The sequence below is a fragment of the Bradyrhizobium centrosematis genome (genome assembly GCF_045571495.1).
Lineage (GTDB): Bacteria > Pseudomonadota > Alphaproteobacteria > Rhizobiales > Xanthobacteraceae > Bradyrhizobium > Bradyrhizobium centrosematis.
The window spans coordinates 1,478,512-1,503,028 of the sequence record NZ_CP120703.1 but is presented as its reverse complement, the minus strand read 5'-3'; the positions used below and the strand labels follow the sequence as shown (position 1 = coordinate 1,503,028).

Below are 24,517 nucleotides of genomic sequence, written 5' to 3'. Positions count from 1 at the left end.
GCAGCCATCATGGGAGCACTTGACGGGATCAGGGTGGTTGCGGTCGAGCAGGCGGTGGCGGCGCCGTTCTGCTCCTCACGGCTGGCGGATGCCGGCGCCGAGGTGATCAAGATCGAGCGGCCCGAGGGCGATTTCGCCCGCGGCTATGACGCGGCGGCCAAGGGCCAGAGCAGCTATTTCGTCTGGCTCAATCGCGGCAAGCAATCGGCGGTGGTCGATCTCACCACGACGGAAGGCCGCGCCGAGCTGGAGACGCTGATCGCCAGCGCCGACGTGCTGATCCAGAACCTCAAGCCCGGCTCGATGGATAAGCTCGGCTTCTCGCGCGAGCGGCTCTTGAAGGAATATCCAAGACTGATCTCGTGCACCATCACCGGTTATGGCGACGAGGGCCCCTATGCCCATCGCAAGGCCTATGATCTCCTGATCCAGGCCGAGAGCGGGCTTGCCTCGATCACCGGCAATCCCGATGGCGCCTCGCGCGTCGGCATGTCGATCGTCGACGTCGCGACCGGCGCCACCGCGCATGCGGCGATCCTGGAAGCGCTGATCGGGCGCGGGCGCACCGGCAAGGGTGCCGACATCCGCATCTCCATGTTCGACGTGATGGCGGACTGGTGCACGGTGCCGCTGCTCAACGCGGAAGCCGGCAATCCGCCCAAGCGCATGGGCCTCCGTCATCCCTCGATCGCGCCCTATGGCGTGTTCACCTCCAGGGACGGCAAGGACATATTGATCTCGATCCAGAGCGAGCGCGAGTGGAAGACGCTGTGCGCAAAGGTGCTGGACCAGCCGGACCTGCCGGCCGATCCCCGCGTCGCCAACATGGTCGAGCGCGTGCGCAACCGCGACTTCACCGACAAGACGGTTGCGGACAGCTTCGGCAGAATGACGCGCGACGAGCTCTTGAAGCGGCTGTCGGACGCCGATATCGCCTTCGCCGAGGTCAACACCATGGCCGACCTCACCAGGCATCCCCATCTGCGGCGGATCGAGGTCGACACGCCGAACGGCCGTGTCAGCTATCCCGCGCCGGCACCGATCATCGTCGGTGAGACGCGCAGCTACGGCGCTGTGCCCGCCATCGGCGAACGTCCCCAGACAAAGAAGTAACAAGAGCGAGGCGTCATGACCGAGAAGCTCGACATCGATCATCTGCGGCAATGGATCGGCCGCAGCACCGAGGCCACCGACATCGTCACGGCGCAGCTCGTCATGGGTCTGCGCGCGACGCTGTTCCAGGAGGTCGGCGCGCCGAAGACGGGTGACGCCGCGCCGTTCACGGTGCATTGGTGCCTGGCGCAGCCGGTGTTCCCGATGTCGATGCTCGGTCCCGATGGCCACCCGACCCGTGGCGGCTTCCTGCCGCCGGTGCCGCTGCCGCGACGGATGTGGGCCGGCGGCGAGATCGAGTTTCTGCAGCCGCTCCAGGTCGGCGATGAATCGACCCGGACGTCGCGCATCGCCGACGTGCAGGTGAAATCAGGCTCAACCGGCACGCTCTGCTTCGTCTCGGTCGAGCACAGCATCTCCTGCCCGCGCGGTGTGGCCATCCGCGAGCGCCAGGACATCGTCTATCGCGAGATGACGAGCGGCGCGCCGGCGACCGCCAAGGCCCCGCCTCCGCCGCCGAAGGCGCAGCACCGCGAGACCCACCTCTCCGATCCCGTGCTGCTGTTCCGCTACTCCGCGCTGACCTTCAACGGCCACCGCATCCATTACGACCGCGACTACGTCACCAAGGTCGAAGGCTATCCGGGCCTGATCTTCCACGGCCCGCTGCAGGCAGCGCTGATCATCGAGATGGCGGCGCGCTTGCGCGGCGGCAAGGCGCCGAAGAAATTCACCTATCGCGGGGTTCAGCCGCTGTTCGAGGGCACGGAATTTTCCGTCAATGCCAACGAGCTGGAGGCGGGCATGGAGCTGTGGACCGCGAACGCGGAAGGGCAGCCGACGATGAAGGGCACGGCGGTGTGGTAATCACGCGCTATTAGACCCTCACCCTGAGGAGCCGCGCAGCGGCGTCTCGAAGGCGAGGCCACCAGCCGGGCCTTCATCCTTCGAGACGCGCGCGAAGACGCGCTCCTCAGGATGAGGAATTAGAAGGGGACGGAAACCAATGGCCAAGAACGGCAAGACCGGCAGCAAGTCCGTCACCGTGAAGCAGGCGACGCTCGACCTGTTGCGCGCTTTCGGCATCACAAAAGTGTTCGGCAATCCGGGCTCGACCGAGCTGCCATTCCTGAGCGACTGGCCCGACGACATCGACTACGTGCTGGCGCTGCAGGAAGCATCCGCGGTCGGCATGGCCGATGGCTATGCGCAGGCAACCCGCAATGCGGGCTTCGTCAATCTGCATTCGGCGGCCGGCGTCGGCAACGCGCTCGGCAACATCTACACCGCGCACCGCAACCAGACGCCGCTCGTGATCACGGCAGGCCAGCAGGCGCGCTCGATCCTGCCGCTGCAGGCATTCCTCTATGCCGAGCGCGCCTCCGAATTCCCGCGACCTTACGTCAAATACAGCGTCGAGCCGGCGCGGCCCGAGGACGTGCCGGCCGCGATCGCGCGCGCCTATTACACCGCAATGCAGCCGCCGTGCGGGCCGACCTTCGTGTCGATCCCGATCGACGATTGGGCGCATGCCTGCGCGCCGATCGAAGCGCGGACAGTGAGCCGCGAGATCGGCCCCGAGCCGGAGGCGATGAAGGCGCTGGCCGCCGCGCTCGGATCGGCAAAACACCCCGCCCTCGTCGTCGGCCCGGGCATCGACCGCGCCGGCGCGGTCGATCTGATGGTGCGCGTCGCGGAGAAGGCGAAGGCCAGCGTCTGGGTCAGCCCGTTCTCGGCCCGCTGCTCCTTTCCCGAGCGTCATCCGCAATTCGCAGGCTTCCTGCACGCTTCTCCGGCGCAGCTCTCCGACGCGCTGCGCGCGCATGACCTCGTCGTCGTCATCGGCGCGCCGGTCTTCACCTTCCATGTCGAAGGCCACGCCGCGATCTTCGACGGCGGGGCGACGATCTTCCAGATCACCGACGACGCCGATGCCGCGGCGGTGACGCCCGTGGGCACCAGCATCATCGCCACGATGAAGCCGGCGCTCAGCCTGCTGCTCGAGCTGCTGCCGGAGAGCAAGCGCGCCACGCCGAAAGGCCGCACGCTGCCGCCGCCACCACAGGCGGCCGATCCGCTGCCGGTCGAATATCTGCTGCATTCGCTGTCGCAGGCGATGCCCGACGGCGCATCACTGGTCGAGGAAGTGCCCTCGCACCGGCCGGCGATGCAAAAATTCCTGCCGATGCCCGGCCAGGACAGCTTCTACACCATGGCGAGCGGCGGCCTCGGCTACTCACTGCCCGCCGCGGTCGGCATGGCGCTCGGCAAGCCGAGCAGCCGCACGGTCTGCCTGATCGGTGACGGCTCGGCGATGTATTCGATCCAGGCGCTGTGGACCGCCGCGCAGCGCAAGCTGCCGCTCACCATTGTCGTCATCAACAATTCCGGCTACGGCGCGATGCGCTCGTTCAGCCAGGTGATGCAGGTGCGGAACGTGCCGGGGCTGGAGCTGCCGGGGATCGATTTCGTCCGGCTCGCCGAGGGCATGGGCTGCCATGCGGTGCGGGTGACGAAGGCGGCAGAGCTGGGCGAGGCGCTGAAGCGCGGCATGGCGCATGCAGGCACCAGCCTCGTCGAGGTCGTCGTGGATTCAGCGGTGCCGGTGCTGTACGGACAGAAGCATTGAAGATGTCGTCCCTGCGTTCGCAGGGTATTTGACGCGAGCGCGCACCCACTACGACGCGAGGAATCCCCCGTCCGCCGCCAGCACGTGTCCAACCACGTAGGACGACGCATCCGACGACAGCCACACCACGGCTTCCGCCACCTCCTCCGGGCTGCCCATCCGCCGCAGCGGCAATCCCGCACCCACCGTCGCGATATCGCCGACGCCGGCGCGCAGCATCATGTCGGTGACGACGCGGCCAGGCGCGATGGCGTTGATGCGGATTCCGCGCGGGGCGTTCTCCAACGCCACCGAGCGCGTCAGGGAGATCGCGGCCGCCTTGGACGCCGAGTAGAGCGAGAAGCCCGGATTGGGATTGCGCATCCCGCTGACGGAGGCATTGACGACGATGCTGCCCCGTCCCTGCGCCAGCATGACAGGCAATTGGTGACGCAGGCACAGGAATAGCGCCCGGACATTGGTGTCGAACACACTGTCGTAGATATCGGTGCCCTGCTGCTCCAGCGGCGCGCGGCGCTCCTGGAAGCCGGCATTGTTGAACGCGACGTCGAGCCGGCTGCAACGTTGATTTGCGGTGCGAACCAGCCGCTCGACCTCGTCCTCGCGTGTGATGTCGGTCTTGAGCGCGATCGCTTCCGTGCCGAGCTCGCGGCACGAAGCGGCAGTCGCCTCGATCTCGGCCTCGCGGCGGCCCGCGACGATGATCGCATCCGCCCCTTCAGACGCCATCTGCAACGCGGTGGCGCGGCCGATGCCGCTGCCACCACCGGTTACCAGGCAGACCTTGCCCCGCATCCGCATCCCCGTCGGCAAAGCTCCGCTCATGGGCCACTCCAAAACGCTTGCGCGCGCCGTTGCGCGCATATAGTTGTATGATACAACTATACGCCGGGAGTCAAGGGATGGCCGAGCTTTCGCTGATCGACGACATCCGCGCCGCCTCGCGCCTGATGGTGCGCGAGCTCGGCTTCATGGATGCGACCGTTGCGGCCTCGGACTATCCGCCGTCGGCCGTGCACACCATCCTCGAGATCGGCATCCGCGGTCCCATGACGTCAGGCGAGCTTGGCGGTTTCCTGCTGCTCGAAAAATCCAGCGTCAGCCGCCTGGTGCGCAAGCTGGTCGATTGCGGCGAGCTCAAGGAGACGCCGGATGAGACGGACGCCCGCAGCAAGCTGTTGTCGCTGACGGCGAAGGGCCGGCGCACCCTGCAGGCGCTGCATGCCTTCGGCCGCCAGCAGGTGCGCGGCGCGCTGGCGACGCTGACGGAAGCCGAGCAGCGCAAGGTGCGCGAGGGCATGATGCTCTATGCACGGGCGCTGCGGGCGAGCCGGGTGGAGGAGGAGGTCGCGTAACACAGGTGTCGTCCCCGCGAACGCGGGACCCATACCGCGTGATTTCTCGATGAAGCGCAGGTGTCAGTACCGCGCGCAAGAACAACTACCGGTCTTCGCCAAACTCCTTGATGTGGTTATGGGTCCCTGCGTCCGCAGGGACGACAGCGAGTGTTTGGCGTGCGCTTACAGTCAGCACGCCATCCGGTCACTTCCCGAACTCCTCCCGCATCTTGGCCTGGATCTTGGCCATGCCGCCGATCCAGCGGTCGTAATTCTCGGTCTTCTTGCGCATGTAGCCGAGCACCTGGGGGTGCGGGAGAATCAGGAAGGTCTCCTGCTCGAGACCGGCGAGCACGTCCTTGGCGACCTGCTCGGGTGTCAGATCGCCGTCGCCGGATTGCGGGCCCTTCGGGATAGAGCGCAGCATGTTGGTGTCGACGCCCTGCGGACAGAGGATCGAGACCTTGATGTTGTGCGCCTTGTGCGAGATCGCGAGATTCTCGGCAAAGCCGACCGCGGCGTGCTTGGTGGTCGAATAGGCCGGGCTGCCGACTTGCGACAACAGGCCTGCGGCCGAGATGGTGTTGAGGAAATACCCGCCGCCGCGCGCCTTCATGCGGGGAATCAGATGCCGCGCGGCATAGACATGGGCCATCACGTGGATCGCCCAGCTGCGCTGCCACGGCTCGTCGGAGGCGCCGCCGGCATTCTCCGACATCGGATCGAAGCCGCCGCCGATGCCGGCATTGGAGCAGAACAGGGCGATGGGACCGAACTGGCGCTCGGTCTCCTCGATGACGTGCGCAATGTCCTTCTCCTGCGCGACGTCGCATTTGAAGGCGGCGCCATCCACCATGGCGGCGACTGCCCTTGCATTGGCGACGTCCATATCGGCGACCACGACCTTGGCCGCGCCCGCATTGTGAAAGGCCTCGCACAGCGCCTTGCCGATGCCGTTTGCGCCGCCCGTGACGACCACGACCTTGCCGGTCACCTGCATGCGACGTCTCCCCTTGTCTCTTATACCGCTGTTGCGCCACGCCCCTTATTCCGCGGCGTGGAGCCTGCTCAGCTCAACACGAGGTCGAGCACCGCGGTATAATGGCATGCCGCGCCGGCCAAGACAAAGCCGTGCCAGATCGCATTCTGGAAGCGCAGGCGCCGCCAGGCGTGAAAAATAACGCCGAAGCTGTAGAGCAGGCCGCCGGCCAGGATGAATCCGAGCACCAGCGCCGGCAGCGCCTGGACCACGGCGTCGTAGAGCATCACGCCGCTCCAGCCCATCGCGAGATAGATGCCGACCGAGACGCGGTCGAACCGGCCGGGGTAGAGCAGCTTCAGCACGATACCGAGGATGGCAACGCACCAGACGCCGGCGAGCAGCACCAGCGCGAAGCCGCTGTCCTTCACCTCCAGAATGAACGGCGTGTAGGTCGCCGCGATCAGGAGATAGATCGCCGAATGGTCGAACCGCCGCAGCAGCCATTTGGCCGGCGACACCGGCCAGAGATTATAGGTCGCCGACAACACCAGCATCGAGAGCAGGCCGGCGACGTAGATCGAGACGCCGATGACGTCGGTCGCATCGGCGTAGATCGCCGTCAGCACCACCAGCACGGTTGCCGCGACGACGCCGGAGAGCACACCGATCGCGTGGATAATGCCATCGGCGATGAGCTCGGCGCGGTCGTAATCCCAGCCGATCACGTCGGCGGCAGCATGAACGGACGTCGATGCAAGCTGTTTCAGTTGGAAGACGGTCATGGCAATCCGCAAGATCAGGTAATGCTCTCTTCTATGGGTCTTTCGGGATCGGCGCGTCGTTCAAACGGCTGATTTCCCGATAAAGGCGGTGGAAGTATGGAGCTTGATTTTCCTCACGCAATTGCCACTTTTGTGAACGGACACACATCCCGCCCGACCCAGATCCATTAACGTTCATATGGCATTCAGTTTCCAGGATATGGTCGAAGAAGCGCGGCTGTCGGCGCGGGCGCTGATCGACTATGGCGAGCACTTCTTTAACCCGACGGTGCGGCTCGGCGTCACCGGTCTGTCGCGGGCCGGCAAGACCGTGTTCATCACGGCGCTGATCCACGGCCTCACCCGCGGCGGACGGTTTCCGGTGTTCGAAGCCTATGCATCGGGCCGGATTGCGCGGGCGCATCTGGCACCGCAGCCCGATGATGCCGTGCCGCGGTTTGCCTATGAGGGCCATCTGCACGCGCTGGTCGAGGAGCGACGCTGGCCGAATTCGACAGTCGACATCAGCGAGCTCAGGCTCGTCATCGACTATCAACGCCATAACGGCGCCGACCGCACGCTGACGCTCGACATCGTCGACTATCCCGGCGAATGGCTGCTCGACCTGCCGCTGCTGCAAAAGAGCTTCGAGCAATGGTCGGCGGAGAGTCTTGCGCTGTCACGCGAGGCGCCGCGCGCGCATCTCGCCGCCGAGTGGCACGCGCATCTCGCAACGCTCAAGCCCGCCTCGCGCGAGGACGAGCAGTCAACGCTGACGGCTGCAAGGCTCTTCACCGATTATTTGCGGGCCTGCCGCGACGAGCGCTTTGCGATGAGCCTCTTGCCGCCCGGCCGGTTCCTGATGCCCGGCAATCTCGCAGGCTCGCCGGCGCTGACTTTCGCACCGCTCGACGTGCCCCCCGGCGGGCAGGCGCCGGAGGGATCGCTCTGGGCGATGATGGTGCGCCGCTTCGAGGCCTACAAGGACGTCGTGGTGCGGCCGTTCTTCCGCGATCATTTCGCCCGGCTCGACCGCCAGATCGTGCTGGCCGATGCGCTTTCTGCGTTCAACTCCGGTCCCGAGGCGCTGCACGACCTCGAAGCCGCCCTCGCCGGCATTCTCGAGTGCTTCAACATAGGCCGCAGCACGATTCTCTCCAGCCTGTTCCGGCCGCGCATCGACCGTATCCTGTTCGCGGCAACCAAGGCGGACCATCTGCACCATTCCAGCCACGACCGGCTCGAGGCGGTGCTGCGCCGCGCCGTCTCGGGCGCTGTCGCGCGCGCGGAAAATACCGGCGCGGCGATCGACGTCGTGGCGCTCGCCGCCGTGCGCGCCACAAGAGAGGCTCAAGTCGCCCGCGGCCGCGACAAATTGCCGTCGATCCTGGGAACGCCGGCCGCAGGCGAAAGCGCCGGGGGCGAGTTTTTCGATGGCAACACGGAAGTGGCGACCTTTCCGGGCGATCTTCCGCTGGATCCCGAGCCGCTGTTCAACGGCACCGATGCGTTCCGCGGTCTCGCGACCGAGGTCGCCGAGAAGAGCGATTTCCGCTTCCTGCGCTTCCGCCCGCCCAGGCTCGAACACGAAGGCACTGAAGCGCCCGCGCTGCCACATATCCGCCTCGACCGTGCCTTGCAGTTCCTGATCGGAGACAAGCTCGCATGAACGACCGATCGAAGCCACGGCGGCCGGCAACGTTCCGGCTCGACGATCCCGGCGTCGTCGTCACCGAGGCCGATGAGACGGCGCGGCTCGGCCGCGCCACCATCCAGATCACGCCGGAGCCCGATCCGGCCATGCTGCCGGTGCCGATCGAGGCCGCGCTGCCGGCGCGGCGCGGCTTTCCCTGGGGCACGCTGTTCTGGTCGGGCCTCGCCGGGCTGACGCTGCTCGGCACCGGGCTCGGCGTCGTCCATCTGGTCGAGGATTTGTTCGCGCGCAGCGAAACGCTCGGCTTCGTCGGTCTTGCCTTCGCCGTCGTCACCGCGCTGGCACTTGCCGTCGTGATCGGACGCGAGGCGTTCGGGCTCGCGCGCCTTGCGACGATCGAGAAGCTGCATGCGCGAGCGGCCGCGGTGCTTGCCAGTGACGACCGCAAGGAGAGCCGCGTCATCGTCCAGGACCTGCTCAAGATCGCGCACCAGAACCCGCAGCTTGCGCGCGCACGCGCCACCCTGGAGAGCCACGCTGGCGAGATCATCGACGGTGCCGACATGATCCGGCTCGCCGAGCGCGAGCTGATGTCGCCGCTGGACGCGGAGGCGCGGCGGCTGGTGTCGTCGGCCGCGCAAAAAGTCTCGATCGTCACCGCTGTCTCGCCGCGCGCGGCGATCGACGTGCTGTTCGTGTTCGTCGCCGCGCTGCGCCTGATCCGCCAGCTGGCCTATCTCTATGGCGGCCGCCCCGGCGCGCTCGGCATGATCCGCCTGCTCCGCCACGTCATCACCCATCTCGCCATCACCGGCGGCATGGCCGCGAGTGACAGCCTGGTGCAACAGATGCTGGGACACGGGATCGCGGCGAAGCTGTCGCAGCGGCTCGGCGAAGGCGTGCTGAACGGGCTGCTGACCGCGCGGCTGGGATTGGCCGCGATCGAGGTGACGCGGCCATTGCCGTTCGCGGCACTGCCGTCTCCGAAACTGTCGGATCTTGCGACGGATTTGTTGCGGAAGAAGGACGACGAGGCGTAGCGGCTCTTCTTACCCTCCCCTCGAGGCAGGGCAATCGCGTATGGTGTGCACGATGCGGCGGCAGTGGCAGTCGGCTCCCTCTCCCGCTTGCGGGGGAGGGCTGGGGTGGGGGCTGTCTCCGCATCGGGATTGCTAGAAATTGCGGAAGATACCCCCGAGTGGCGAAAACCCTCACCCGCCGCGCTCTGCGAGCGCGTCGGCCTCTCCCGCAAGCGGGAGAGGCGGAGCAAGCCGGCGGTCCTCGCGAAATCCATATGCGATTGCCCTGCCTGGAGGGGGAGGGCTAACGCATATGAGTGCGGTTGCCTGTGGCGCATCCTTCGAGACGCCCGCCCTTGGCGGGCCCTCAGGATGAGGACGGAGTCCACGGCAGCACTTCCAACGGACACCGATACAGTTCAGCCTCATCCTGAGGAGACCGCGAAGCGGGCGTCTCGAAGGAGAGGCGCTTGCTCGAGCCCCGCCACAAAGCCATTGCGATAGCCCTGCCCCTCCAGGGGAGGGTAAGAGAAGCCGAGCTCCCGCTTCTCGACTCCCCCGCCAGCACCTTCCATGGGAACAGCGGCGAATCCTTCGGCGGTGAGAGCTCGGGGGTCCAGCCGGTGAGCTTTTCGATCACATAGGTATCCGCCAAAACGCCGCGCCAGCGGCGTTCGACCTGGCCGAGCTGTTCGCGTTTCGCCGGAATGTTCTGCCACAGCGACGACCGGTTGTCCGGCTCGCGGCCGACATAGATGCCGGCGTGGCCCGTGATCTTGTCCATGCCGGGATCGCGGAAATCCTGGAAGCGGCCGCGCTCGTTGATCTCGATGACGGGCACGCGGCCTCGGAATAGCCAGCGCATCATGGCGTAGGTGCGGTAGTCCGTGGTCGCGATCCAGGTCGCGCCGGTCTCGTCGAGCGCGGCTTGGGCACGCGCGGCGACCTGCTCGTAACCCGCCTCGGCGCCGATCGGATCGATCCTGCCGAGCAGATTCCAGGGCGCGGCGACGTAGTAGAGGAACACGATGACGACGAAGGCGATGCCGGAGATGACCGCTGTCCTGGCCCAGAACAGCGACGATCGGAGCATGCGCGCCGACCATCCCTCCTTCATCATCGTCGCAAGGTTCACAGCGGCTGCCGCGAAGCCGACCGGCCACATGAACATCGGCCAGGTGTCGCCGACCCGGAGCGTCATCGACTTGGCGAAGAAATAGCAGAACGGCACCAGCACCGCGGTCGACAGCAGGATCGCAACCGGCTCGCGCGTGCGATAGCCGCGCCATGCCGTCAGCACCAGCCCGGTCAGCACCACCGGCAACATGACGAAGCCGACCAGGCCGAATTGCAGGCCGATGTAATCGCCGATGGTGCGCAGCGAGATGCCGTAATTGGCGGTGGCGCGCACACCCTGGAAGCGGAACGAGGCCCAATCGTGCTGCGCGTTCCAGATCAGCACCGGCGAGAACACGACAGCCGCAACCAGCACGGCGAGATAAGGATAGGGGCTGCGCAGCCAGCGCCAGCGCCAGTCCGGCACCAGCAGAAAGGCGGCAATCGCCGGCGCGAACATGATCGCGGTGAATTTCGACAGCATCGACAGGCCGGCGAACAGGCCGGCCGCCAGCCACCAGCGTCCGTCGCCGCTTTGCGCCAGCCGCACCAGCGACCACATCATTGCCATCGCGAACGGGATCATCGCGACGTCGGGCGCGACCTTGGCCATCAGCAGGCCGTAATAGAGCGCGGCCTCCGGCATCAGCACCGCGAACATGACCGCGCGCGCATCATGGGTGAGGCGGCGAACGATGTCGGCGAGCAGCAGTTGTGTCAGCAGCATCGCGACGATGCCGCCGAAGCGAACGCCAAGCACGGTATCGCCGAAGATCGCGGTGCCGAAGCGGATCAGCCAGGCGATTCCCGGAGGATGATCGAGGAAGCTGAGCGCGCTCTCCTTGGACCAGGTCCAGTAATAGGCCTCATCGGTGCGCAGCTCGATGGCGGAGGCATAGACGATGCGGAGCAGCGTCATCGCGCCGATGACGAGCGCGGCAATAAGCATGAGACGGCGTTCGTTGCCGTCTGGCTTCACAGAGATGTCGGGAGCGGTCGTCACGACCGCGCTTTTCCCCAAATTAGGAGAGGGAGTCAATGCGGGGGACGGCGCTCCAAATGCCGACGTCGTCCCGGGCAAGCGTCAGCGCAGACCCGGGACCCATCACCACAGGAAGGAATTTGACGAAGACCCGGAGTTGCCGGCTCGCCCATCACCACTCCCCGTGGGTATGGGTCCGGATCGGCGCGCGCCTGACGTCGCGCTTGTCCGGGACGACAGCGGTGGGCGCGCGCCTTTGCCTACGATTTCGTAACCTTGCCGCGCATGTGATCCCGCAACCTGTCCACATCGGGAATTAACCGCTACGCTGGCTGTTCTCCTTGGTGAACTGGTACAATCGAATCATGGCCATCGCTCCCGCACACATGTCCGAGCTCGTCCGCGCGACCAGCGTGCGGCAGGTACGGCTCGTCTGCGGTGTGATCCTGTTCTGTTATGTGATCAGCCATTTCCTCAACCATGCGCTCGGCAATATCTCGGTCGAGGCCATGGAGGCCGGGGTCTACTACCACACCCTGTTCTGGCAGTTCCTCCCCATTTCGATCCTGTTCTACACGGCGGCGCTCACCCATATGGGGCTCGGCATCTATGCGCTGTATCAGCGCCGCCAGTTCCGCTGGCGGACGATCGAGCCGCTTCAGCTCGTGCTTGGTCTGAGCATCCCGGCGCTGGTCATGGGGCATGTGATCGGCGTGCGGCTCGGCTACACGCTGTACGGTCATCACAAGCTCTATCCGCAGGAGCTGTATCTGTTCTTCGTCGCCGCGCCCGGCCGGCTCTGGCAGATGACGATCCTGATTCTGATCGCCTGGGTGCACGGCTGCATCGGCATCTTCTTCTGGCTGCGCCTCAAGCCGTTCTTCACGCGCGCCGCCCCCTATCTGCTGGCCGCCGCCGTGCTGATCCCGACATTGTCGCTGCTCGGCATCTACCAGGGCGGCCGCAGCGTCGCGCTGGAGGCCGATGACGGGGAATGGCGCACGCATAATCTCACCCGCCGCCAGGTCGGCACGGTCGCCGAAGGCAATACGCTCGACCGCATCGCCGGCAATCTCACCGTCGGTTATTTCGGTTTGCTGGGATTGGCGCTGGCGGCGCGCGGCGTGCGGGCCCTGCGCGAGCGGCGCGGCGGCATGATCGCGCTGTCCTACGGCAACGGCAAGACGGTGCGGGTCCCCAAGGGCCTCTCCGTGCTGGAAGCGAGCCTGCGGCACAATCTGCCCCATGCCAGCGTCTGCGGCGGCCGCGCCCGCTGCTCGACCTGCCGCATCCGCATCATCGGCGATCATGCCGCCCTGCCCGAGCCGTCACAGCGCGAAGCTTTCGTGCTCACCCGTGTCGGCACCAGCGATCCCTCGATCAGGCTGGCCTGCCAGCTGCGGCCGACATCCGACCTCTCCTTCTTCCAGCTCTTCACCCCGCAAACGTCGTCGGCGGCCGCGCATGCCTCGGCGCCGGCGAGCATCGGCCAGGAGCGCTATCTCGTCAGCCTGTTCGTGGACATGCGTGGCTCGACGCAGCTCGCCGAGAAACGGCTGCCGTTCGACACCGTCTTCATCGTCAACCGCTTCCTCGGCGCGGTGTCCCAGGCGGTCATCGAGAATGGCGGCCAGCCGAACCAGTTCGTCGGCGACGGCATGCTGGCGCTGTTCGGACTCACGGCCGATCCGGAAACCGCCTGCCGGCAAGCGCTGAAGGCAGCCTCCGGCATCGCCACCCATATCGACGAGCTGAACCAGCTTCTGAGCCATGACCTTCGCCAGCCGATCCGCTTCGGCATCGGCATTCACGGCGGCGAGGTCATCATCGGCGACATCGGCTATCGCGATCACATCGTCTTCACGGCGCTCGGGGATGCCGTCAACGTCGCCGCCCGTCTCCAGGACATGACCAAGTCCCTGGCCTGCGAGGCGATCGTCTCGGATGAAATCCGCCGCACCGCAGGCCTTGCCGACGACGGATTGCCGCAGCAGGAGGTCGCGATCCGCGGCCGTGACGAGCCGATGGCTGTGCGGGTGATTGCGAATGTGCGGGAGCTGGCGGCGTTGGTCGATCGCAACGAGCGCGTCGCGGCGTAAGGCAGCCGCGGCGGCAGTGCGCTCCCTCTCCCGCTTGCGGGAGAGGGTTGGGGAGAGGGTCTCTCCATCATGGGACAATCCCCTAGAGGAGAAAACCCTCACCCGCGCGCGGGACGATGCTTCGCATCGCCCGGGGCGCGACCTCTCCCGCAAGCGGGAGAGGTGCATCGAGACTGCAGTTGCAGCCCGGCTCAAATTCACCACGGACGCAACACCGGCCTGCTGCAATGCGGCGGCATGGGCCTGCTGCGAAAGCACGAATTGACTTCGTTCAAATCGTTGCGGCAGATGAGCGCAGGTCGGCGGTGATGACCGCCGGCAGAAGAAGGCTCCGGGAGGGGACGAGAATGTTCGATCGACGTGACCTGCTCAAGGGAGCGGGCTTCACCGCACTTGCGGCCACACTGAATTCCACCAAAGCGCTGGCGCTCGACACGGTCACGCTCCCGTTCGCCAATGGCGAACGGCCGCTGGTGAAATATCCGCAGAAGCGGCCGATGATCGGCCTGACCAGCCGGCCGCCGCAGCTCGAGACGCCGTTTGCGATTTTCAACGACGGTCCGATCACGCCGAACAATGCGTTCTTCGTGCGCTATCACCTCTCCGACCTGCCCTACGATCTCGACCCCGACAAGTTCACGCTGGAGGTCAAGGGCAAGGTCGACAAGCCGCTGAAGCTGTCGCTGAAGGACATCAGGAAGATGAAGGCGACGGAGATCGCCGCCGTCGCGCAATGCTCCGGCAACAGCCGCGGCTTCTTCGAGCCGCGCGTGGCCGGCGGCCAGCTCGCCAACGGCGCCATGGGCTGCGCGCGCTGGCGCGGCGTGCCGCTGAAGGCGGTGCTGGAGATGGCCGGTGTGCAGGCCGGCGCCAAGCAGGTCACCTTCAACGGCATGGACGGCCCGGTCAGCGACAAGACGCCGGATTTCGTCAAGGCCCTCGATCTCGATCATGCCCGTGACGGCGAGGTGATGCTGGCCTATGGCATGAACGGCGAGGACCTGCCGTTCCTCAACGGCTTTCCGCTGCGCCTGATCGTGCCCGGCTATTACGGCACCTACTGGGTCAAGCACCTCAACGAGATCACCGTCATCGACAATGTCTATGACGGCTTCTGGATGAAGTCGGCCTATCGGATTCCGGACACCCCGAACAACGCGGTCGAGCCCGGCACCGCGCCGAAGGCAACGATCCCGATCAACCGCTTCACCATCCGCTCCTTCATCACCAGCGTGCCTGACGGCGCCAAGCTGAAGGCGGGCGCCGTGACCCTGCGCGGCATCGCCTTCGACGGCGGCAAGGGCATCAAGGAGGTCGAGGTCTCCACCGACGGCGGCAAGACCTGGGTCAGCGCCAAGCTCGGCAAGGATCTCGGCAAATACGCCTTCCGCGAATGGAAGCTGCCGGTGAAGCTCGCGGCCGGCAGTCACGAGCTCAAGGTGCGCGCCACCGGCAATGGCGGCGAGACGCAGCCGGACACACCGCGCTGGAACCCGGCGGGTTATTTGCGCAACGTCGTCGAAACCGTCCGCGTGACCGTGGCCTGAAGGAGAATGATCATGCAGCGCACCGTTCTCCTCGCAGTCTCGATCGGCCTCGCCACGATGGTGGGATCGGCCCTCGCAGCGCCGGTCAATTACAAGACCCCCGATGAGGTCGCAACATTCAAGCCGGGCCCCGACCTCGAGGTCGTCAAGGGCAATTGCAGCGCCTGCCACTCGGCCGACTACATCAAAACGCAGCCGCCGATGAAGGACAAGAAAGGCTTCTGGCAGGCCGAGGTGACCAAGATGATCAAGGTCTATGGCGCGCCGATCGACAATGCCGATATCGGCAAGATCGTCGATTATCTGGCCGCGACTTACTGACACGCGACTTCTCTTACCCTCCCCTGAAGGGGCAGGGCTATCGCATATGAGAGTGATGTCGCGTGCGGCCATCCTTCGAGACGCCCGCCGTTGGCGGCCCCTCAGGGTGAGGACCGAGCGCGTTTCGCTGGTTTCGACGGGCTCCGATGCCGCTTAGCCTCATCTTGAGGAGACCGCGAAGCGGTCGTCTCGAAGGACGAGGCGTGCACTCAGCTCGTGCAAAGAGCCACATGCGATTCCTCAGCCTGAACGGGGAGGGTAAGGAAGAAGGGCCGGCAGCGTCAGCACCGCGACCTCTTGACTGAGCGCGCGCCGCTCCTGCCATTTGACCGCGAAACGGGCAAAACCGGCAAAAGCGCCGCGAAGTTGAGCGGAATTCGGCGAAATCCGGATGTGGTTTGAGCTACCAAGCCCGCCACATTCCGCGTATCCTGTTAGGACCGAACCGGCCGGTTGGCGGGGACTGGCGGTTCGAGATCTCGGAGGAAGACCCGCGGAGAAGTCGTGATGGCTAAAGGTACGGTCAAGTGGTTCAACCCGACGAAGGGTTATGGATTTATCCAGCCTGCGTCGGGTGGCAAGGATGTGTTCGTGCATATCTCGGCAGTGCAGAAAGCCGGTCTGTCGACCCTGAACGAGGGACAGACGGTGGAATACGAAGAGATCGCAAACCGGGGCAAGACTTCCGCAGAGAACCTCAAAGTATAGCCCGCCAGCCTTTGCTGCCTCCCGGATCACCTTCCGGGAGCGGGCCAAGAAAATTTCAGAAGACGGCAAGTGCATTCGACGACAGGCGTTGCGACTGCACACGGATAGCTATTTTTCCTGCGAAGACCGCTCATTCAACGCCACAGCAATGACAATCGCGACGACAGGTCGTCAGCCCACCGGCAACGGTGCGTCGCGCTTGATCTCCTCCATCACCGCATAGGTCCGCGTCTCGCGCACGCCCGGCATCGACAACAGGGTCTCGCCGAGAAAGCGTCGATAGGCGGCCATGTCGGCAAGCCGCGCCTTCACAAGATAGTCGAAGCCGCCGGCAACCATGTGACACTCCAGAACTTCAGGCGCGAGCTTCACCGCGCGCGCAAACCGCTCGAAATTGTCCGGCGTGGTCTTGTCGAGCAGCACCTCGACGAACACCAGGAGACCGAGGCCGAGCCGGTGCGGGTTGAGCCGTGCGCCATAGCCCTCGACAAACCCCTCGCGCTGCAGCCGCTTCAGCCGCTCGCCGATTGACGTCGGCGACAGCCCGATCCGCTCGGCGAGCTCGACATTGGCGATTCGCCCATCCTCTTGCAAAATCGAGAGGATCTTCCGGTCGATTCGATCCAGTTCCATACTTTCTGAGGCCAACCCGCTTCTTATCTTCGTTTTCTAAGGTAAATCGGCTAGATTGTCTATCGAACTACGGTCATGCGGGCCTTATCCTGGATTTCAGCCACAGGACACGCCATGCCGAACATCCCACCGCCCTTCACCGCCCCTTACGCGCCCGATGACGCCGAGATCGCCGCACGCCTCTTGCCGGTGTCGCATCTCGGTCCATCACAGGAGGCGCGGATCGACCGCACCGCGACGCGGCTGATCGAGGCGATCCGCAAGCGCGACGACCGGCTTGGAGGTAGTCTTGGCGGGGTCGAGGACATGCTGCGGGAGTTCGCGCTGTCGACCAAGGAGGGCCTCGCGCTGATGGTGCTGGCCGAGGCGCTGCTGCGCGTGCCCGATGCGCGCACTGCCGACCAGTTCATCGAGGACAAGCTCGGCGAGGGCGGCTTCATCCACCACGAGACCAAGTCCACCGCCTTCCTGGTCAACGCCTCGGCCTGGGCGCTGGGCCTGTCGGCGCGGGTGATCCAGCCCGGCGAAACGCCCGACGGCACCATCGGCCGTCTCGTCAAGCGGCTCGGCGCGCCGGCTGTGCGCACCGCGACGCGCCAGGCGATGCGGCTGATGGGCAATCATTTCGTGCTTGGCGAGACCATCGAGCAGGCGCTGGAGCGGGGCCGGCCGCGCTCCGGCCAGAAGCCGCGCTATTCCTTCGACATGCTCGGCGAGGGCGCACGCACGGCGGCGGACGCAAAACGCTATTTCGACGCCTATGCCAGCGCCATTGAGACCATCGGCAAGGCGGCAGGCTCCCATCCCCTGCCCGACCGGCCCGGCATCTCGGTCAAGCTCTCGGCGCTGCATCCGCGCTTCGAGGCGGTCAGCCGCGAGCGGGTGATGGCCGAGCTGGTGCCGCTGCTGATCGATCTCGCGCGCCGGGCCAAGACCTATGACCTCAACTTCACCGTCGATGCCGAGGAGGCCGACCGGCTCGAGCTGTCGCTCGACGTGATCGCGGCGACGCTCGCCGATCCCTCGCTCAAGGGCTGGGACGGATTTGGCCTTGCGATCCAGGCCTATCAGAAACGCGCGAGCGCGGTGATCGACTATGTCGATGCGCTGGCCCGCGCGCATGACCGCAAGCTGATGGTGCGCCTCGTCAAGGGCGCCTATTGGGACACCGAGATCAAGCGCGCGCAGGAGCGCGGGCTCGACGGCTATCCCGTGTTCACGCGCAAGGCGATGACGGATCTGAACTACGTCGCCTGCGCGGCGAAGCTGCTGGCCTTGCGGCCACGCATCTTCCCGCAATTCGCCACCCACAACGCGCTGACGGTCGCGACCATGCTGGAGCTCGCAGCTGACGGCGGTGGCTTCGAGTTCCAGCGCCTGCACGGCATGGGCGAGGCGCTGTACGAGCAGCTCGCCAAGGATCACCCCGAGATCGCCTACCGCACCTATGCGCCGGTCGGCAGCCATCGCGATCTGCTGGCCTATCTGGTGCGGCGTCTCCTGGAGAACGGTGCCAACTCCTCGTTCGTGGCGCAGGCCGCCGATTATCGCGTGCCTGTTACGGCGCTGCTGCAGCGTCCGGCGGATGCGATCCTCCGGCCGCAAGCGGCGGCCCATCCCAAGATTCCGTTGCCGGGCGATCTGTTCGGGCCGGAGCGCCGCAATTCGCGCGGCGTCGAATTCGGCGCACGCGTGGCGCTCGACCAATTGCTGGCAAATGTCAAAGCCGAGACGGTCGACCTGAAGCCGATCGCCGACGCAACGCCGGATCAGGCCAGCGCGGCAGTGGCAGCAAGCCGTGCGGGCTTTGCCGCCTGGAGCCGGACGCCGGCAGCCATCCGCGCCGCAGCGCTGGAGCAGGCCGCGCATCTGCTGGAAAGCCGCGGCGCACATTTCATCGCGTTGCTCCAACGCGAAGGCGGCAAGACGCTCGACGATGCGCTGTCGGAGCTGCGTGAGGCAGCGGATTTCTGCCGCTATTATGCCGCGCAAGGCCGCAAGCTGTTCGGCAGCGAGATGGCCATGCCCGGCCCGACCGGCGAGAGCAATGCGCTCGCCATGCGCGGCCGCGGCGTCTTCGTGGCGATCTCGCCCTGGAACTTTCCGCTGGCGATCTTCCTGGGCCAGGTCACGGCGGCCCTGATGGCCGGCAATACCGTGGTGGCAAAACCGGCCGAGCAGACGCCGCGCATCGCGCGTGAGGCCGTCGCCCTGCTGCACGAGGCCGGCATCCCCGGAAGCGCGCTGCACCTCGTCACTGGCGACGGCAAGATCGGTGCGGTGCTGACGGCCCACCCCGACATCGCCGGCGTCGTCTTCACCGGATCGACCGAAGTGGCACGGGCGATCAACCGGACGCTTGCCGCCAAGGACGGGCCGATCGTGCCGCTGATCGCGGAGACAGGCGGCATCAACGCCATGATCGCCGATGCTACCGCGCTGCCCGAGCAGGTCGCCGATGACGTCGTGACCTCCGCCTTCCGTTCCGCCGGCCAGCGCTGCTCGGCGCTGCGGCTGTTGTTCGTGCAGCAGGAGGTCGCCGACCGCATGATCGAGATGATCGCGGGCGCGGCGCGCGAGCTCAAGATCGGCGACCCTTCCGATGTCGCGACCCATGTCGGTCCCGTGATCGACATGGAGGCCAAGCAGCGCCTCGATGCGCATATCGCGCGGATGAAGAACGAGGCGCGGCTTCACTTTGCGGGCCATGCGCCTGACGGCTGCTTCGTCGCGCCGCACATCTTCGAACTCAGGGAGGCCGGCCAGCTCACCGAGGAGATCTTCGGCCCGATCCTGCATGTCGTGCGCTACCGCGCCGAGACTCTCGAACGCGTGCTGCAGGCCATCGAACGCACCGGCTACGGGCTCACGCTCGGCATTCATTCGCGCATCGACGACACGATCGAGGCCATCATCGATCGCGCCCAGATCGGCAACATCTACGTCAACCGCAACATGATCGGCGCAGTGGTCGGCGTGCAGCCGTTCGGCGGCAACGGCCTCTCCGGAACCGGCCCCAAGGCCGGCGGCCCGCACTACCTCGCGCGCTTCGCCACCGAGCAGACCGTGACCATCAACACGGCGGCGGCCGGCGGCAACGCAACACTGCTGGCAGGAGAGGAATAACGCCCTGCGCCAGGCGCCGTTGCATCCCGGCAAGACATCGGTCTAACTGCTCCCATCATCTATCCGCGCCAATTCCAGCGCGCGGGAAACGACAAGAGCGAGGGAGCGACGCTGCGATGGAAAAAGGCATCTTTTCAGGCCTGAAGGTTCTGGACTGCGCGAGCTTCATCGCAGCGCCCGCGGCCGCGACCGTGCTGTCGGATTTCGGCGCCGACGTCATCAAGATCGAGCCGCCCGGCGCCGGCGACCCCTATCGCAACCTGCCCAATTTGCCGGGCTATCCCACCGGCGAGCACAATTTCGCCTGGCTGCTCGAAGCCCGCAACAAGAAGAGCATCGCGCTCGACCTCGCCAAGCCCGAGGCGCAGGCGGTGCTCTACAGACTGGTCGAAGAGGCCGACGTCTTCATCACCAACATGCCGCCGCCGGTGCGCGCCAAGCTCGGCATCACCTATGACCATCTCGCCCATCTCAACGACCGGCTGATCTACGCCTCCTTCACCGGCTATGGCGAGAAGGGCGAAGAGGCCAACAAGCCCGGCTTCGACAGCAACGCCTATTGGGCGCGCTCCGGCCTGATGGACCTCGTCCGCGCCGACACCAACACCACGCCGGCGCGCTCCGTCGCCGGCATGGGCGATCACCCCTGCGCCATGGCGTTCTACGGTGCCATCGTCACCGCGCTGTATCAGCGCGAGAAGACCGGCAAGGGCTCGCATGTCGCCTCCAACCTGATGGCGAACGGCGTGTGGGCGGCGAGCGTGCTGGCGCAGGCCAAGCTCTGCGGCGCCAAGTTCGGTGAGCGGCGCCCGCGCGAGCGCGCGCTCAACGCGGTCGCCAATCATTACCAGTGCAAGGACGGCCGCTGGTTGATCCTGTCGCTGCTGAGCGAGGAGAAGCAGTTTCCGACGCTGGCCAAATGCCTCGGACGCGAGGACCTGATCAACGACCCCCGCTTCGCCACCAAGGCCGACCGCCACGCCCGCTCGGTCGAGCTGATCAGGATTCTGGACGAAACCTTCGCCACGAAGGACCTCGCCGAATGGCGCAGGATCCTCGACGGCAACGGCCTCGTGTTCGGCGTCGTTGCCATTCTGGACGACATCCCGAACGACAAGCAGATGCTCGACAACGAGGTGCTGGTGCCGTTCGAGAACGACACCATGCTGACCATCAACAGCCCGATCTGGATCGATGGCGCCAAGAAGGTGCAGCCGCGCAAGCCGCCTGCGGTGGGCGAGCACAGTGACGAGATTTTGCGTGGCGCGGGATACGATCAAGCCGCGATCAAGCAGCTGAGGTCGTCGGGGGCGGTCGGTTAGGAGCACGCCGTTCTAACCCCGTCATTGCGAACGCACCGAAGCAATCCAGAATCCCACCGCGGATGCATTGCTGGATTGCTTCGCGGGAAGCCGGCCTACGAGCTGCTGCCTGGCAAGCGGATGACGAATTACGCGAAGTGAGGATTCTTCGCCCTCTCTCCGCATGCGGGGACACGGGAAAGGCAAAACTACCTCATCGACAGCCAGCCGAGCGTGAACAGAATGCCGCCGATGATGACGGCCACCGCAATCGCCCAGATGCTGACGCGGGCGCTGCCAGTGACCTGCTTGGCTTCCTCATTCCGCGCGATCTCGCGATTGCGCGCCTTGTTGGCGTTGCCGGTATCCGTCATGGGTCATCCAAATCGATCGAGCTTTATCCTGCCCGTGACCCTTTCCGGATCACGCACTAACGCGTCTTGATGAAGCACATGCCGATGCGGCGCGAAGCCGCGGCAGCCTGACAGCTGAGACCGTTAGCACAGCTCCATGACGTAAAACTCTCATCTCGCGTTCCCGATCCCGCGTCTTGCAGGGAACAATGCGCGCCCCAGCCGTCCTGATATTCGCTGCCGGCCAGCTCCTTACCTCCGCGGGTCTGCGGCCGGCTGGCAAATCCGCGTGAGAAATCAGGGCGTTTGCCCGCGGCGAACGCGGTCAGGATGTCGCGGCGGCGGAGCTGGTCGCCGACGAAATGCGGCGAAGCCGGCACGATGGTGGAATTGGACGGCTTGTCGGCGAGCCAGTCGACACCAGGGAAGTGGAAGCCGCCGATGCCGCGGGTCTGGTGGCAGCCGGCGCAGGTGACATCGTTGAGACGGCGCTGGAAGCCCGCGACCGAGCGGATGTTCTGCATCTCGCCGCGCGCGGCGGCCTGCTTCAATGCGCCGACCACGTCGTCGTCGGTGAAGACCGGATCGCCGCTCCCCTCGCCTTTTCTCTCTCCCTGCATCATGCCGAACTCGGGCTGCAGTGCGGAGGCATCGAGGCCGGCGGGTGTCGGCAGCACCGCAGCCCTGGCCAGGAATCTGTCCGGGATCAGCACCGTGCCGCGATCGAACTCTCGCAGGTTCTCGGGCGCGAGCAGCCAGGCCTTGAAGTCGCGCCGGAGCGCATCGTCGGCGAGGATGCGATCACGGTCGATCTGGTTTTCCAGCGCCGCCTCCTCGAACTGCTTCGCGTCCGCGTTGTACTTGAACACCTTGAGCAGATAGTCGGAGCGGAAATCATGCAGCGCCGATTTCGGCGCGACGGAGAGCTGGATGTTGGTCTCGATGCGATCGAGCATGGCATCGTCTCGCCCCCGGATCAGCTCCTGCCAATTGCCGTTGTCGAGCCAGCGCCGCGCGATCTCGGCGCAGCTGACCGGCTTGACGTTCTCGGCCGTCTGCCGTGCATCGCGCGCCTTCATCACCAGATTGAGTGTCATCGGCAGCCGCGTCGCGGCCTTGCCGCCGCCGGGCTTGGTGTCGAAACGCGCGAGGCGGTAGATCAGCCGGATCTCGCCGCAGGACTCTTCGGCGACATAGGCGCGGTCCATGCGGTTGACGATGCCGGCCAGCACGAAGCGGGTGTCGGCGGATGTCAGATTGGCGCGGTCGAACAGCTGCACATCAAAGCCCTCGCCGACGCCGATGGTCTCGGTCGGATAGGCCGCCTTCTGCCGCGCAATGTAGCGGTCGAGTTCCGCGTCGATCGCGGGCGGAATTGAGGCAAGCTGCGGCAGCCGCGAGAACATGAGGTCATTGGTCAGCGGAGCCTCGGCCGTCCGGTCGGGCTGCAACAGGTGCGACAGCGTGAGGGCGTCGCTCTGGTCAAGGTTGCGCAGAAGATCGGGATCGGTGATCGCCGTTCCGCGCAAAAGCTGCGCGGTCTCCGCTGCCGACAGCGAGGCGGCACCGCCGAACAACACGGCGGCCATGACGAGAATTCGCAACGCGAGGCTCATGCCTGAGGTAACACCGCGGCCGGAGGCCTATTCAAGTAAAAAGGCGCCTCACGCGGTGGTGAAGCGCCCCTTTGGAAGTCGGACGTCGATTGCTCAGCGCGCGACGATCAGGCCCCTGCTGGTGACGACCACCCAGCGGCCGTCCTGGCGGCGGATGGCATCGACACGGCCCACCCCCGGAATGGGGTCGCCGGGATAGACCTCATACAGGCCGTCGCGGCCCTCGATCAGCGCGCCGCCATTGGCGGCGTTGCGCAGCCGCCAGCCCTCGACCGTCGGCAGACGGCCGACGTCGGTCTTGGGCGCGGCTGCGACCGGCGCCGGTGCGGCTGCGGCGGTGGCAAGCTGGGTCGGCGCGATCGAGCCGGTGGTCTCCTTCGTGGGCGCGGCAGCCGCAGCCTGCGCAGGGGCTGCCGGCGGCGTGGCACGGAGCTTGTCGACGGTCTCGGACAGCTTGGCGATCTTGGCCATCGGCTCGGCCTGCGCCTTCTCGAGCTTGTCGAGGCGGTCATTGGTCCGGTTGATCTGGCTGACGCCGGTCTTCGAGCTCTGCTCGACATTGGCCTTCAGCGCGACCAGATCGGCATCGATCCGCGCGACGGACGCATCGAGCGCGCTGGTGTCGGCGACCTGGACCGGCGCCTGGGCCGGGCTTGCGAAATGCATCATGCCGGCGGTTGCGAGCGCGCCGCTGATCGCGCCGACGCCGGCGGCGATCGCCACCACCGCGGCCATGGCCGAGAGCCGGCGCCTGCTTCCGGCCTCGCGCGGCTCGTCCGCCTTCACATGCGGAGCGAAATCGTCGCGGTTCCTAGAGTCGTTCCATGCGCGATCCGAGGGCGCCATGACGATGAGCTTGCCCGGCTTCGGCTCGGGCTTGATCTCGGCTTTGGCCTCGACCTGCGGCACCTCGATCTTCGAAGCCTCGATCTTCGGCGGCTCGACCTTCACCGGATCCGGCTTGGGCGGCGCCTCGTGGTCGGGCGCGATCGAGGGGGCGTCGATCCCGGCAGCCTCGACAGCCTGCGGCGCGGTCGTCCCGGCTTCGACGACGCTCTTATCCTGGGCAGCCTGCTCAGCCATTGGTTCGCTCACAGTTCAAATACTCCGCTCTGGATTGACCTTTTGGTAACTTTCATTGCTTGCGAAATCCTTACCTGAGGACCCGCTTACCGAAATTTTAGGAAGTTATCCGGGGCCGAATTGAGCCGGGAAGATGG

Annotated in this window: 20 protein-coding genes; 12 read left to right on the top strand and 8 right to left on the bottom strand. The window is 65.9% G+C overall.

What is annotated here, in order from left to right:
- Positions 1 to 9 precede the first annotated feature (9 nt).
- From P6U31_RS07180 to mdlC, 3 genes are all read left to right on the top strand, one after another.
- Positions 10 to 1,113, top strand: coding sequence for a CaiB/BaiF CoA transferase family protein (locus P6U31_RS07180; RefSeq protein ID WP_407187528.1), 1,104 nt, complete (start codon positions 10 to 12; stop codon positions 1,111 to 1,113).
- Positions 1,114 to 1,128: 15 nt separating this feature from the next.
- Complete coding sequence (locus tag P6U31_RS07175) at positions 1,129 to 1,980, top strand: MaoC family dehydratase N-terminal domain-containing protein (protein ID WP_407187527.1); 852 nt, start codon at positions 1,129 to 1,131, stop codon at positions 1,978 to 1,980.
- A gap of 139 nt (positions 1,981 to 2,119) precedes the next feature.
- Positions 2,120 to 3,742, top strand: coding sequence for a benzoylformate decarboxylase (mdlC, locus tag P6U31_RS07170; RefSeq protein ID WP_407187526.1), 1,623 nt, complete (start codon positions 2,120 to 2,122; stop codon positions 3,740 to 3,742).
- Positions 3,743 to 3,790: 48 nt separating this feature from the next.
- Here mdlC and P6U31_RS07165 read toward each other — a convergent pair whose 3' ends face one another.
- Complete coding sequence (locus P6U31_RS07165; protein ID WP_407187525.1) at positions 3,791 to 4,567, bottom strand: SDR family NAD(P)-dependent oxidoreductase; 777 nt, start codon at positions 4,565 to 4,567, stop codon at positions 3,791 to 3,793.
- Positions 4,568 to 4,644: 77 nt separating this feature from the next.
- Between P6U31_RS07165 and P6U31_RS07160 the strand changes: the two genes are divergently transcribed.
- Positions 4,645 to 5,097: a MarR family winged helix-turn-helix transcriptional regulator gene (locus P6U31_RS07160; RefSeq protein ID WP_407187524.1), complete on the top strand. Its 453-nt coding sequence runs from the start codon at positions 4,645 to 4,647 to the stop codon at positions 5,095 to 5,097.
- 187 nt (positions 5,098 to 5,284) lie between these two features.
- Here the strand turns inward: P6U31_RS07160 and P6U31_RS07155 are convergent, their stop codons facing one another.
- Both P6U31_RS07155 and P6U31_RS07150 read right to left on the bottom strand, forming a co-directional pair.
- Positions 5,285 to 6,079, bottom strand: coding sequence for an SDR family oxidoreductase (locus tag P6U31_RS07155; protein WP_407187523.1), 795 nt, complete (start codon positions 6,077 to 6,079; stop codon positions 5,285 to 5,287).
- 68 nt (positions 6,080 to 6,147) lie between these two features.
- A complete protein-coding gene (locus P6U31_RS07150) occupies positions 6,148 to 6,843 on the bottom strand; it encodes a hemolysin III family protein (protein WP_407187522.1) in 696 nt (231 codons plus the stop codon).
- 178 nt (positions 6,844 to 7,021) lie between these two features.
- Here P6U31_RS07150 and P6U31_RS07145 point away from each other — a divergent pair, with 178 nt between their 5' ends.
- Both P6U31_RS07145 and P6U31_RS07140 read left to right on the top strand, forming a co-directional pair.
- A complete protein-coding gene (locus P6U31_RS07145) occupies positions 7,022 to 8,491 on the top strand; it encodes a YcjX family protein (RefSeq protein ID WP_407187521.1) in 1,470 nt (489 codons plus the stop codon).
- Positions 8,488 to 9,516 carry a YcjF family protein gene (locus P6U31_RS07140; RefSeq protein ID WP_407187520.1) on the top strand — a complete coding sequence of 343 codons (1,029 nt, stop codon included), beginning with the start codon at positions 8,488 to 8,490 and terminating at the stop codon, positions 9,514 to 9,516. Before P6U31_RS07145 ends, P6U31_RS07140 begins: the two co-directional genes overlap by 4 nt.
- 346 nt (positions 9,517 to 9,862) lie before the next feature.
- On the opposite strand, the gene P6U31_RS07135 is transcribed toward P6U31_RS07140, so the two are convergent.
- Positions 9,863 to 11,560: a glycosyltransferase family 39 protein gene (locus P6U31_RS07135; protein ID WP_407189779.1), complete on the bottom strand. Its 1,698-nt coding sequence runs from the start codon at positions 11,558 to 11,560 to the stop codon at positions 9,863 to 9,865.
- A gap of 398 nt (positions 11,561 to 11,958) precedes the next feature.
- Between P6U31_RS07135 and P6U31_RS07130 the strand changes: the two genes are divergently transcribed.
- The 4 genes from P6U31_RS07130 (at position 11,959) to P6U31_RS07115 (ending at position 16,268) form a co-directional block, all read left to right on the top strand.
- On the top strand, positions 11,959 to 13,692 hold the full coding sequence (locus P6U31_RS07130) for an adenylate/guanylate cyclase domain-containing protein (protein WP_407187519.1): 1,734 nt from the start codon (positions 11,959 to 11,961) through the stop codon (positions 13,690 to 13,692).
- Between the two features lie 347 nt (positions 13,693 to 14,039).
- Positions 14,040 to 15,239: a molybdopterin-dependent oxidoreductase gene (locus P6U31_RS07125; RefSeq protein WP_407187518.1), complete on the top strand. Its 1,200-nt coding sequence runs from the start codon at positions 14,040 to 14,042 to the stop codon at positions 15,237 to 15,239.
- Between the two features lie 12 nt (positions 15,240 to 15,251).
- A complete protein-coding gene (locus P6U31_RS07120) occupies positions 15,252 to 15,560 on the top strand; it encodes a cytochrome c (protein WP_407187517.1) in 309 nt (102 codons plus the stop codon).
- A gap of 507 nt (positions 15,561 to 16,067) precedes the next feature.
- On the top strand, positions 16,068 to 16,268 hold the full coding sequence (locus tag P6U31_RS07115) for a cold-shock protein (protein WP_008563500.1): 201 nt from the start codon (positions 16,068 to 16,070) through the stop codon (positions 16,266 to 16,268).
- 171 nt (positions 16,269 to 16,439) lie between these two features.
- Here the strand turns inward: P6U31_RS07115 and P6U31_RS07110 are convergent, their stop codons facing one another.
- Entirely contained in the window at positions 16,440 to 16,901 is a 462-nt protein-coding gene (locus P6U31_RS07110; protein ID WP_018317238.1) for an Lrp/AsnC ligand binding domain-containing protein, read from the bottom strand.
- 114 nt (positions 16,902 to 17,015) lie between these two features.
- Here P6U31_RS07110 and putA point away from each other — a divergent pair, with 114 nt between their 5' ends.
- Positions 17,016 to 20,027 carry a bifunctional proline dehydrogenase/L-glutamate gamma-semialdehyde dehydrogenase PutA gene (putA, locus tag P6U31_RS07105; RefSeq protein WP_407187516.1) on the top strand — a complete coding sequence of 1,004 codons (3,012 nt, stop codon included), beginning with the start codon at positions 17,016 to 17,018 and terminating at the stop codon, positions 20,025 to 20,027.
- Between the two features lie 116 nt (positions 20,028 to 20,143).
- On the top strand, positions 20,144 to 21,349 hold the full coding sequence (locus P6U31_RS07100) for a CaiB/BaiF CoA transferase family protein (protein WP_407187515.1): 1,206 nt from the start codon (positions 20,144 to 20,146) through the stop codon (positions 21,347 to 21,349).
- 188 nt (positions 21,350 to 21,537) lie between these two features.
- Here P6U31_RS07100 and P6U31_RS07095 read toward each other — a convergent pair whose 3' ends face one another.
- From P6U31_RS07095 to P6U31_RS07085, 3 genes are all read right to left on the bottom strand, one after another.
- A complete protein-coding gene (locus P6U31_RS07095) occupies positions 21,538 to 21,702 on the bottom strand; it encodes a hypothetical protein (RefSeq protein WP_407187514.1) in 165 nt (54 codons plus the stop codon).
- Between the two features lie 56 nt (positions 21,703 to 21,758).
- Positions 21,759 to 23,297 (bottom strand): hypothetical protein, encoded by a 1,539-nt coding sequence (locus P6U31_RS07090; protein WP_407187513.1) that lies wholly within the window; start codon positions 23,295 to 23,297, stop codon positions 21,759 to 21,761.
- A gap of 93 nt (positions 23,298 to 23,390) precedes the next feature.
- Entirely contained in the window at positions 23,391 to 24,380 is a 990-nt protein-coding gene (locus tag P6U31_RS07085) for a hypothetical protein (RefSeq protein ID WP_407187512.1), read from the bottom strand.
- Positions 24,381 to 24,517 lie beyond the last annotated feature (137 nt).

Coding starts and splice junctions, on each gene's coding strand:
- P6U31_RS07165 (WP_407187525.1), bottom strand. CDS start 4,567: ATGAGCGGAGCTTTGCCGACGGGGATGCGGATGCGGGGCAAGGTCTGC.
- P6U31_RS07125 (WP_407187518.1), top strand. CDS start 14,040: ATGTTCGATCGACGTGACCTGCTCAAGGGAGCGGGCTTCACCGCACTT.
- P6U31_RS07095 (WP_407187514.1), bottom strand. CDS start 21,702: ATGACGGATACCGGCAACGCCAACAAGGCGCGCAATCGCGAGATCGCG.
- P6U31_RS07130 (WP_407187519.1), top strand. CDS start 11,959: ATGGCCATCGCTCCCGCACACATGTCCGAGCTCGTCCGCGCGACCAGC.
- P6U31_RS07160 (WP_407187524.1), top strand. CDS start 4,645: ATGGCCGAGCTTTCGCTGATCGACGACATCCGCGCCGCCTCGCGCCTG.
- P6U31_RS07180 (WP_407187528.1), top strand. CDS start 10: ATGGGAGCACTTGACGGGATCAGGGTGGTTGCGGTCGAGCAGGCGGTG.
- P6U31_RS07150 (WP_407187522.1), bottom strand. CDS start 6,843: ATGACCGTCTTCCAACTGAAACAGCTTGCATCGACGTCCGTTCATGCT.
- P6U31_RS07155 (WP_407187523.1), bottom strand. CDS start 6,079: ATGCAGGTGACCGGCAAGGTCGTGGTCGTCACGGGCGGCGCAAACGGC.
- P6U31_RS07110 (WP_018317238.1), bottom strand. CDS start 16,901: ATGGAACTGGATCGAATCGACCGGAAGATCCTCTCGATTTTGCAAGAG.
- P6U31_RS07175 (WP_407187527.1), top strand. CDS start 1,129: ATGACCGAGAAGCTCGACATCGATCATCTGCGGCAATGGATCGGCCGC.
- P6U31_RS07120 (WP_407187517.1), top strand. CDS start 15,252: ATGCAGCGCACCGTTCTCCTCGCAGTCTCGATCGGCCTCGCCACGATG.
- P6U31_RS07145 (WP_407187521.1), top strand. CDS start 7,022: ATGGCATTCAGTTTCCAGGATATGGTCGAAGAAGCGCGGCTGTCGGCG.
- P6U31_RS07090 (WP_407187513.1), bottom strand. CDS start 23,297: ATGAGCCTCGCGTTGCGAATTCTCGTCATGGCCGCCGTGTTGTTCGGC.
- putA (WP_407187516.1), top strand. CDS start 17,016: ATGCCGAACATCCCACCGCCCTTCACCGCCCCTTACGCGCCCGATGAC.
- P6U31_RS07140 (WP_407187520.1), top strand. CDS start 8,488: ATGAACGACCGATCGAAGCCACGGCGGCCGGCAACGTTCCGGCTCGAC.
- mdlC (WP_407187526.1), top strand. CDS start 2,120: ATGGCCAAGAACGGCAAGACCGGCAGCAAGTCCGTCACCGTGAAGCAG.
- P6U31_RS07115 (WP_008563500.1), top strand. CDS start 16,068: ATGGCTAAAGGTACGGTCAAGTGGTTCAACCCGACGAAGGGTTATGGA.
- P6U31_RS07100 (WP_407187515.1), top strand. CDS start 20,144: ATGGAAAAAGGCATCTTTTCAGGCCTGAAGGTTCTGGACTGCGCGAGC.
- P6U31_RS07135 (WP_407189779.1), bottom strand. CDS start 11,560: ATGCTTATTGCCGCGCTCGTCATCGGCGCGATGACGCTGCTCCGCATC.
- P6U31_RS07085 (WP_407187512.1), bottom strand. CDS start 24,380: ATGGCTGAGCAGGCTGCCCAGGATAAGAGCGTCGTCGAAGCCGGGACG.